We start from the raw sequence: 7,874 nt of genomic DNA on the forward strand, positions 1-7,874 counted from the left end.
ATATTTCCGCTTCTTTTCTATTGGGTTTACTGGTGGGATTAAATCAAACCTGCCCCTCAACCCCGCTTTTGCTGCTGCTGGCCACTGGCTTTTTGGGTAGCTTCAGCACCTTTTCCACCTTCATTGTGGAGTTGCTTGTGCTGCTGCATCGCCAAGCCAAGGCCGCCGCATTAATGCTGGCTATTGCTTCTTTAGTTGGCGGTTTATTTGCAGTGGAATTTGGTTTATTGATTGGTGGATTGGCGTGAATTTAGGCACTGAAATACGTCAACTTTTGTTAGTGGCCCTCGGCGCCATTCCAGGGGCCCTACTGCGCTGGCAAGCAGCTGTGCATCTTGCTCCTGTTTTGCCTTTCGCTACAGCTGGAGCGGATTTGCTGGTGAATGTAATTGGCGCGGCATTGCTTGGCTACCTGGTGGCACCACCCGCAATCGCCTCTGGTTTATTGCTTGCCCTTGGCATCGGTTTTTGCGGTTCCCTTACAACTTTTTCCAGTTGGATGCTCGATATGGCCTTGTTGCAACACCAGGGCCAGCAGTTGCAGGCCCTTTTAGTGTTGCTTTTAAGCCTTTGCCTAGGCCTTATCGCTGCAGCATCTGGCTATAGCCTCAGCGCCCGTGTTAGGCGGCAGCGCTAAGGGCGGTTTCAATGGCGCCGGTGAGTTCTTCCGCCTCTGGGGTAACACCGCTTTTGTAGCGCCCAATCACGGTGCCATCACGGCCCACTAGAAATTTTTCAAAATTCCAAGCGATCGCCCCGGCCGGTTCTGTTTTGGTGAGTGTGTCGAATGGAGCGGCGGTGGCACTTACCTTGGCGAATAGTTCAAAATTCACCCCAAAAGTGGTGCTGCAAAAATCTTGGATTTCGGCGATGGTGCCTGGTTCTTGGGCGCCAAAATCATTGCAAGGAAAGCCGATTACCTTGAAGCCTTGGGGGCCATATTTTTCTTGTAAAGCTTGCAAGCCGGCATATTGCTTAGTGAATCCGCAGCGGCTTGCCACATTCACAAGCAACAGCACCTGGCCGGCCTGATCAGCTAGATCCTGGGGGCTACCAGCGGCGTTAGCAACAACCACACCTTTAATACTTGGGGCCATGGGATTGAATCCAAACCCTCAAACCCTAACCACCCCCATACACTCGGGCGATGGTCGAAAACACAACCGCTATTCCAGAACTCACCCAATACCTTGAGCGTTTGCTTACAGCTGGCAATTACGACGCTGTAAAGCAGCTGCTGGAGCCGGAGCAACCCGCTGATGCGGCAGAAGCAATTGGCAATTTGCCTACCCTGCAGCAAGCGATTGCTTTTCGCTTACTGCCCAAAAATGAGGCGATCGAGGTTTACGAATACCTCGATGCAACGGTGCAACAGTCGTTGCTTGAACGCTTGCGTTCTGGCGAGGTGCTGGAGCTGGTGGAGCAGATGTCACCCGATGATCGGGTGCGTTTATTTGATGAATTGCCCGCCAAGGTGGTGCGCAATCTGCTGCAGCAATTAAGCCCAGAAGAACGCCGCGTAACAGCCCAGTTACTTGGCTACGAAAGTGAAACCGCCGGTCGTTTAATGACGACCGAATTCATTGATCTCAAAGAATTTCATAACGCCGCCCAGGCCCTTGCCATCGTGCGTCGCCGCGCCCTTACAACTGAAACGATCTATAGCCTTTACGTAACCGATGCAGCTCGCCAGCTCACTGGAATTCTTTCTTTAAGGGATTTGGTGGTGGCTGATCCGGAGGATTTGATCGGTGCGGTGATGACCCGTGAAGTGGTGCGCGTTTACACCGATACCAACCAAGAGGAGGTGGCAAGGCTGATCAAGCGTTACGACTTTCTCGCTATTCCAGTGGTGGATCGCGAAGACCGGCTGGTGGGAATCGTGACCGTTGACGACGTGATCGATGTGATCGAACAGGAGGCCACCAGGGATCTTTATGCCGCCGGTGCTGTGCAGGCCGGCGATGAAGACGATTACTTCCAAAGCAATTTGTTTGAGGTGGCAAAAAGGCGGGTGTTGTGGTTGTTGGTGTTGCTCATCACCAATACCGGCACTTCAGCGGTGATCGCCTCCCAGCAGGGGGTGATGGAGCGGGTAGTGCAACTCGCTGCTTTTATTCCTTTATTAATTGGCACTGGCGGAAATGTGGGGGCGCAAAGCTCCACTGTTGTGATCCGCGGCCTTAGCACCAACCGTTTGCAGGCCCTGGGGCCCTGGCGCACGGTGGCGCGGGAGGCCTTAGCTGGCGTTTTGCTCGGTTTATTGCTGGCGGCGGTGGTGGTGCCTTGGTCTTGGCAATTGAGTGGTGAACCCTTGGTGGCTATGGCGGCTGGGGTTTCGATGCTTTGCATCTCAATCCTTGCGGCAACAGCTGGAGCCAGCCTGCCTTTGTTGTTTGATCGGCTTGGTTTAGATCCCGCCTTGATGTCTGCACCATTTATCACCACAGTGGTAGACGTGGCTGGTGTTTTCATATATCTGCAAACTGCGGCTTGGCTGCTGCAGCACCTGGGTTTAAAGGGCTGAGTCTTAAAAGACTCGAGTTTTCTGAGAGAAAACTACCCTTCGTAGGGCTATTGTTTACATAACTTCAAGATTCAACGTAGTGGCCACTCCCACCGCCGAGCTTCGCCCCCCTGTTGATGGAGATCTAGTTCGTTCTTACCTGCGTGATATCGGCCGTGTTCCCTTGCTCAGCCATGAACAGGAGATCACCCTTGGCCGCCAAGTGCAAGAGCTGATGCGCATTGAAGACACAGAAGAAGAGATGCGAATGCGGCAAGGAGAACCGCCAAGCCGGGATGATTTGGCTGTGAGTTTGAACCTTTCACCCGCCGTGCTCAGGCGCCGCCTGATAAATGGCCGCCGCGCCAAAGAGAGAATGGTGGCCGCAAATTTGCGTTTAGTAGTGAGCGTTGCTAAGAAATACACCAAGCGCAATATGGAGCTTCTCGATCTGATCCAGGAGGGCACGATCGGTTTAGTGCGGGGCGTAGAAAAATTTGATCCAACTCGCGGCTATAAGTTTTCCACTTACGCCTATTGGTGGATTCGCCAAGGAATTACAAGGGCAATTGCTGAAAAAAGTCGCACTATCCGGTTACCGATTCACATCACCGAAACCCTTAACAAGCTCAAAAAAGGGCAAAGGGAACTCAGCCAAGATCTCGGCCGCACCCCAACTGTTACCGAATTGGCGCTCTACGTGGAACTACCAGAAGAAGAGGTGAAGGAGTTGTTGTGTAGGGCCCGCCAGCCGGTGAGCCTTGAAATGAAGGTGGGAGACAGCGACGACACCGAGTTGCAAGAACTGCTGCAAAACGAAGCGCCGATGCCTGATGAATTGCTCGACGGCGAATGCCTTCGCGGTGATATGCGTTCCTTGCTTGATCAATTGCCACCACTTCAAGGAAGGGTTTTAAAAATGCGTTATGGCATTGATGTGGAAGAGCCGATGAGTCTTACCGGCATCGGTAGGGAATTAGGAATGAGCCGTGATCGCGTGCGTAATTTGGAACGTGATGGTTTAGCTGGCCTGCGTCGCGTAAGTGAAACAGTTGTTGCTTATGTAGCCGCTTAATACTTATTGTACTAATCCTTATCACATTTTAAGGCTAAGTATTGTTGCGCCAAGCACAAGTGCGGCGCCAATAATAGTGGATATGTTCAATATTTCACCAAAAAATAACACTCCCCATGTGGAGGCAAATACTACTTGTGCATAGCTAATTGCTGTTGCTCTTGCCGCTGGCATCTGGGTTAAACCCTGTGTAAGCCAGATTTGTCCTAGTTGGGTAAAAATTCCCACACCAATCAGCCAAGCCCAATCGCTGCCACTTGGCAGCACCGGATTTAAAACAAGTAAAGGCAGGCTCATAGGCAGCGATACCAAAGGGAAATAGAACACGATCACCATTGGATTTTCGTATTCAGCCAGGCTTCTTACAGTTACGTAAGCGATGGAAGTGAGCAGCGCACCAGTGATTGCAATCGCTGTTGGCAGTGCTGGTAATGGGCTAGCAGCAAACGGTTGGGCCACCATAAATACCCCCAGCCAGCCCAAAGCCATGGCGGCAAAGATGCGTTTGCCAGTTATCTCTCCCAAGATCCCCCAAGCCAGGGCCGTGGTGAAAGTGGGATACAGGTATTGAAAAACCGTAGCGGCTGCAAGCGGTAGCTCCGCTAATGCGGCATAAACGCAGAAAAGTGCCAGGGTGCCCACTATCCCGCGCAACACAAGCATCCGGCGCTTCTTACCCCATGGATTAAGCCCCATCCGCTGGATCAACCACCAGCTGATCCCAAGGCTCACCACCGAACGGGCAAATACCACCTCAGCTACGGGGATTCGCCCTTCCAGCTGTTTTACGCATACGGCCATCACGCTGAAGCTGAAGGCACTCAGCAGCATTAGCCGGGCGCCTGCAGCTGAAAATGGCGACCCTCCCCCTCCAGGCTCAGCTGCAGCAGCCAGGCCCCTGTTGGCAGTGCGCTCAGCCTTTCCGGCCATTCCACTGCCATTAATGAGTTGCAGGCTAGAGCTTCTTCCGCTTCTTGAAAAAACAATTCATCAGCGGCAATCGCCTGCTCGAGCCGATAAAGATCGAGATGAATTAACGCAGGTGCGCTCTCGCCCCTGCAGTAGTAGTGCTGGGCAAGGGCATAGCTGGGGCTGGTAACGGCTTCAGTAATACCAAGGCCGGCTGCGATTCCTTGCACAAGGGCAGTTTTACCTGCACCTAAAGGGCCACTAAGAAGTAGCAATGCCCCAGCTGGTAGGTATTGAGCCAATTGCAGGCCCTGCAGCCTGGTGGCTTCAGCATCAACAAGGAAGCAGTTCATTCTTGTAGATTCTCAACAAGCGAGCCCGAAGCCTCGGCGTCTCCGCAGATATTCCAAATCCAATCGCCACTTCCTCTGGAAGTGTTAATCCCATGGTGGCTACACCCGACATTTTTTCAACGGCTGGCCTGCAGGCCACGAACACCTACGTAATCGCTGATCTTGGTTTAGCTGAATTCGGCCGCAAAGAAATTGCAATCGCTGAAACTGAAATGCCGGGCTTAATGGCCCTACGGCTGAAGTTTGGCGCTGAACAACCCTTAAAAGGGGCCCGCATCTGCGGCAGTTTGCATATGACAATCCAAACTGCAGTGCTGATTGAAACCCTGGTGGCCCTCGGCGCAGAGGTGCGTTGGGCTTCCTGCAACATCTTTTCCACTCAAGATCATGCGGCAGCAGCAATTGCTGCTGCGGGTATTCCGGTATTTGCATATAAAGGTGAAAACCTTGATGAGTATTGGGCCTTCACCCATCGCATCATGGAATGGTCTGATGGCGGCACGCCAAACATGATCCTCGACGACGGTGGCGATGCCACTGGCTTGATCGTGCTTGGCGCAAAAGCAGAAAAAGATCCTTCTGTTTTAAATAACCCCTCCAGCGAAGAAGAGGTGGCTTTATTTAAAAGTATCCGTGCCCGTTTATCCGAACAGCCTGGCTGGTATTCACGCATCTACGCCAATATCCAAGGCGTAACGGAAGAAACCACCACCGGAGTGGCTCGCTTATATCAAATGGAGAAGGAAGGCGGATTGCCATTTCCAGCCATCAATGTGAATGATTCGGTAACCAAAAGTAAGTTCGACAACCTCTATGGCTGCCGCGAATCTTTAGTAGACAGCATCAAACGGGCAACCGATGTGATGGTGGCCGGCAAGGTGTCGCTGGTGCTTGGTTACGGCGATGTGGGCAAAGGTTCAGCTCAGTCTTTAAGGGGTCTTGGCTCCACTGTGATGATTGCTGAAGTTGATCCCATCTGCGCTTTACAAGCCGCTATGGAGGGTTATCGAGTAGTGCGGCTTGAAGATGTGGTGCAAGATGTAGACATTTTTGTTACCGCCACTGGTAATTATCAAGTGATTCGCCATGAACATCTGTTAAAGATGAAGGATCAGGCAATTGTTTGTAATATTGGCCATTTTGATAACGAAATTGATGTTGTTTCCTTGAAGCAATATGAATGGGATAATATCAAGCCCCAGGTGGATCACATCATCCTGCCAAGCGGTAATCGCATCATTCTGTTGGCTGAAGGCCGCTTGGTAAATCTTGGCTGCGCCACTGGCCATCCATCTTTTGTGATGAGTAATTCATTCACTAATCAAACCCTGGCTCAGATTGAATTATTTACAAAGCCTGAGAAGTATGAGAAAAAAGTGTATGTGCTTCCCAAGCATCTTGATGAAATGGTTGCCCGCTTGCACCTAGATAAAATCGGAGCCAAACTTACCAAGCTCAGCCCAGAACAAGCTTCTTATATTAATGTGGCTGTGGAAGGGCCTTACAAGCTCGATCACTATCGTTACTAGATAGTTACTTATTATCCGTAAAAGAGGTGAAATCGGATGGGTTTTAGTGAAATGGTTCAACAGTTGCCCCAATTGATTGGTTCAGCTGTTGAAGCAAACCCTTTCCTTGGCTATGTGGCGATTTTCGCAACGATGTTTTTGGAAAATCTCTTCCCTCCGATTCCTTCTGAAATGATCATGCCCCTTGGGGGCTTTTATGTGCAGCAGGGCAAATTAGCTCTGCTGCCTGTTGTAATAGCTGGCCTTGGCGGCACGGTGCTAGGCGCCTTGCCTTGGTATGGCTTAGGCAGATTAATTAATGAAGAGCGGCTTGAGCAGTGGCTTGAACGTCATGGCCGTTGGATTGGGATTAGCGCTAATGACCTAAAACGCAGCCGGATTTGGTTCAATCGCTACGGCACTGCACTGGTGTTTTGGGGTCGTTTAGTTCCAGGGGTGCGCACTTTGATATCGGTGCCAGCTGGTATGGAATTAATGCCTTTTACCCCATTTTTGTTATGGACTACCGGAGGCAGTTTGATCTGGGTGTTGATACTCACCCTTTCAGGTTTGGCCTTGGGCAGTGGTTACGACAACGTTGAGCTGTGGCTTGAACCTGTAGCTAAAGCTGTGAAAGTAATTTTAGTTATTGCAGCCCTTGCTTTTGGTTCCTGGCTTGGTTTGCGGGCATGGCGGCGGCGTTAAATAACAGCTAAGATAAACAAAAAACTAAGTTCACTAATCAAAACTCAATTAATTAGAGTTTAAAACTTAGTGAACTTACTTAATGAACTTAGGTAGTTAAATCTTGGTGAAATTTAGCTAAAAAGGAACGTCTTCCTCATTGCTTCCACTTTGGAAGCTACCAGTCTGTTCGGTATCGCGCTTAGAGCCGAGTAGTTCGAGTCGATCAACTCGCACCACAGGCTTTGAGCGCTCTTCTCCACTGGCTCGATCGGTCCAGCGATCTAGCTTGAGAGAGCCGATAATCCCTAAAAGGGATCCTTTCTTCACGTAGTCGGCCGCAACCTGGGCTTGCTTACCCCAGATTTCTAGATTGAACCAATCTGGTTCTTCGTCGCGGCTGCGGCGATTTACCGCAATGGTGAGATTGGCAACAACGCTGCCTGATTCGAAGTAACGAACTTCTGGATCACGGCCGGCGCGGCCAACGAGGGTGACGGAATTGACGCCCATGGAACTTTTCCTTTTACTTAGTGGTCATGATGCGCCACCCAAGGGCGGCACACAGCTCCAGTAGTTCCACCGCTCGGGCCGGTTGTATCACCTTTAATTTTTTTTGTTCACCGCCAGGCGCCTCTATGATTCGCCCTCTTAAGCAATTACCCAATGTTCTGGCGTCGTTTTCAGTTCTCCCGTGATATCGGGATAGACCTGGGCACCGCCAACACCCTGATCTACGTATCAGGTCGCGGCATCGTGCTTCAGGAGCCATCAGTGGTGGCAATAGATCTTGATAAGGGCATCCCCTTAGCTGTTGGGGAAGAAGCTAAACAAATGCT

General features: G+C 51.0%; 11 protein-coding genes. 7 read left to right on the forward strand and 4 right to left on the reverse strand.

The features are described from left to right. Both KB557_RS07340 and KB557_RS07345 read left to right on the forward strand, forming a co-directional pair. Window positions 1-248 (forward strand): CrcB family protein (locus KB557_RS07340; RefSeq protein ID WP_255132797.1); only part of this gene is annotated, 248 nt, incomplete at its 5' end. Next, on the forward strand, window positions 245-637 hold the full coding sequence (locus tag KB557_RS07345) for a fluoride efflux transporter FluC (RefSeq protein WP_399218811.1): 393 nt from the start codon (window positions 245-247) through the stop codon (window positions 635-637). The genes KB557_RS07340 and KB557_RS07345, both read left to right, overlap by 4 nt. On the opposite strand, the gene KB557_RS07350 is transcribed toward KB557_RS07345, so the two are convergent. After that, window positions 621-1,097, reverse strand: coding sequence for a glutathione peroxidase (locus tag KB557_RS07350; RefSeq protein ID WP_255132799.1), 477 nt, complete (start codon window positions 1,095-1,097; stop codon window positions 621-623). The two genes, KB557_RS07345 and KB557_RS07350, sit on opposite strands and share 17 nt — an antisense overlap. A gap of 50 nt (window positions 1,098-1,147) precedes the next feature. Here KB557_RS07350 and mgtE point away from each other — a divergent pair, with 50 nt between their 5' ends. After that, entirely contained in the window at window positions 1,148-2,527 is a 1,380-nt protein-coding gene (gene mgtE / locus KB557_RS07355; RefSeq protein WP_255132801.1) for a magnesium transporter, read from the forward strand. A gap of 79 nt (window positions 2,528-2,606) precedes the next feature. Beyond that, window positions 2,607-3,581, forward strand: a complete 975-nt coding sequence (locus tag KB557_RS07360) for an RpoD/SigA family RNA polymerase sigma factor (RefSeq protein WP_255132803.1) — start codon at window positions 2,607-2,609, stop codon at window positions 3,579-3,581. Between the two features lie 21 nt (window positions 3,582-3,602). Here the strand turns inward: KB557_RS07360 and KB557_RS07365 are convergent, their stop codons facing one another. Both KB557_RS07365 and tsaE read right to left on the reverse strand, forming a co-directional pair. Then, window positions 3,603-4,412, reverse strand: coding sequence for a DMT family transporter (locus KB557_RS07365; protein ID WP_255132805.1), 810 nt, complete (start codon window positions 4,410-4,412; stop codon window positions 3,603-3,605). After that, window positions 4,412-4,843 (reverse strand): tRNA (adenosine(37)-N6)-threonylcarbamoyltransferase complex ATPase subunit type 1 TsaE, encoded by a 432-nt coding sequence (gene tsaE, locus KB557_RS07370; protein WP_255132807.1) that lies wholly within the window; start codon window positions 4,841-4,843, stop codon window positions 4,412-4,414. Before tsaE ends, KB557_RS07365 begins: the two co-directional genes overlap by 1 nt. A 92-nt stretch (window positions 4,844-4,935) precedes the next feature. Between tsaE and ahcY the strand changes: the two genes are divergently transcribed. Next, window positions 4,936-6,372 carry an adenosylhomocysteinase gene (gene ahcY, locus KB557_RS07375; RefSeq protein ID WP_255132809.1) on the forward strand — a complete coding sequence of 479 codons (1,437 nt, stop codon included), beginning with the start codon at window positions 4,936-4,938 and terminating at the stop codon, window positions 6,370-6,372. Between the two features lie 36 nt (window positions 6,373-6,408). After that, window positions 6,409-7,056: a DedA family protein gene (locus KB557_RS07380; RefSeq protein WP_255132811.1), complete on the forward strand. Its 648-nt coding sequence runs from the start codon at window positions 6,409-6,411 to the stop codon at window positions 7,054-7,056. 117 nt (window positions 7,057-7,173) lie between these two features. Here the strand turns inward: KB557_RS07380 and KB557_RS07385 are convergent, their stop codons facing one another. Further along, window positions 7,174-7,548: a single-stranded DNA-binding protein gene (locus KB557_RS07385; protein ID WP_255132813.1), complete on the reverse strand. Its 375-nt coding sequence runs from the start codon at window positions 7,546-7,548 to the stop codon at window positions 7,174-7,176. A 153-nt stretch (window positions 7,549-7,701) separates the two neighbouring features. Here KB557_RS07385 and KB557_RS07390 point away from each other — a divergent pair. Then, a partial coding sequence (locus KB557_RS07390) for a rod shape-determining protein (RefSeq protein ID WP_255132817.1) occupies window positions 7,702-7,874 on the forward strand: 173 nt, incomplete at its 3' end.

The sequence above is a fragment of the Synechococcus sp. Cruz CV12-2-Slac-r genome (genome assembly GCF_024346075.1).
Classification (GTDB): Bacteria; Cyanobacteriota; Cyanobacteriia; order PCC-6307; family Cyanobiaceae; genus Synechococcus_D.

Coding starts and splice junctions, on each gene's coding strand:
- KB557_RS07365 (WP_255132805.1), bottom strand. CDS start 4,412: ATGCTGCTGAGTGCCTTCAGCTTCAGCGTGATGGCCGTATGCGTAAAA.
- mgtE (WP_255132801.1), top strand. CDS start 1,148: ATGGTCGAAAACACAACCGCTATTCCAGAACTCACCCAATACCTTGAG.
- ahcY (WP_255132809.1), top strand. CDS start 4,936: ATGGTGGCTACACCCGACATTTTTTCAACGGCTGGCCTGCAGGCCACG.
- KB557_RS07385 (WP_255132813.1), bottom strand. CDS start 7,548: ATGGGCGTCAATTCCGTCACCCTCGTTGGCCGCGCCGGCCGTGATCCA.
- KB557_RS07350 (WP_255132799.1), bottom strand. CDS start 1,097: ATGGCCCCAAGTATTAAAGGTGTGGTTGTTGCTAACGCCGCTGGTAGC.
- KB557_RS07380 (WP_255132811.1), top strand. CDS start 6,409: ATGGGTTTTAGTGAAATGGTTCAACAGTTGCCCCAATTGATTGGTTCA.
- tsaE (WP_255132807.1), bottom strand. CDS start 4,843: ATGAACTGCTTCCTTGTTGATGCTGAAGCCACCAGGCTGCAGGGCCTG.